The 903-nt window shown below is 41.6% G+C and carries 1 protein-coding gene; it reads right to left on the reverse strand.

Features of this window, described 5'->3' with window-relative positions; all coding sequences use genetic code 11:
• The coding region (locus HC733_RS22405; RefSeq protein ID WP_190367182.1) for an IS982 family transposase at nt 1-811 on the reverse strand (811 nt) is incomplete at its 3' end.
• Between the last annotated feature and the right edge of the window lie 92 nt (nt 812-903).

The raw sequence follows: 903 nt of genomic DNA on the forward strand, positions 1-903 counted from the left end.
CGATGAGGCCTGCCATCAAGTTCACCATAAATGAAATACAGCTACGGTGCCTTGTGTGGTCTATGTGAGTTATGTTCTTGAGTTGATCAAACACCGTTTCAATAATGAACCGTTTTGACAACATTGCCTTATCCCAATCTGAAATAGGTTGGCGTTTCATATTGCTTCGCTGGCCTGTAATAAAATCAATGCCTTGCTCAGCTAATTCAGCCTTTAAGCTTGCTGATACATAACCTTTGTCGCCATACAAACTACCTGCCACATTATCAACCATATCCAAAACAGGCTTTCTATCATCCACATTACCCTCCGTCACTTTAACCGCTAATAAACCACCTTCATCATTCATGATCAGGTGAAGTTTGAAGCCATAGAACCACCCCATAGACCCTTTGCCTCGCTTCGCAACATCTGAAAATACTTGATGACGAGGGATACGCATGTTGTGGCAAACTTTCAGCGATGTTGAGTCAATAAATGCGATCCCAGTAGGCTTAGCAAATCGCTGCTTTAGATAGCTACATAGGGCTGGTAATACGGTTTGTAGTAACTTCAGCATTCGCGTGTAGCTGACTAAATCAGGAAAATAACACCGCCAATATTGGCAAACGAACTTGGTGTAATAAGTTTTAAAATCTCTAAAGCCTGAATGGTGAAAGGCGATAAGAATAGTCATAACTTCGCTAGAACTCAGCCTTGATGGCTTAATACGCTGCTTTTCACCTGTTTCGAGCAAGTGTGCCAGCCACTGAGGTTCAAACAATAAACAAAAGTCATCGACATCTACGAAAATTGCGTCTAAGTTATTCATGCCCTTGTCCTTGGTAATCTTATGTTTCTTGGTCGAAAGATCTGATCACCACAAGGGCTTTTAGTTCATTTTCTTATGCGCAGCTCAGGTTA

This window comes from Pseudoalteromonas sp. S16_S37, assembly GCF_014694405.1.
Classification (GTDB): domain Bacteria; phylum Pseudomonadota; class Gammaproteobacteria; order Enterobacterales; family Alteromonadaceae; genus Pseudoalteromonas.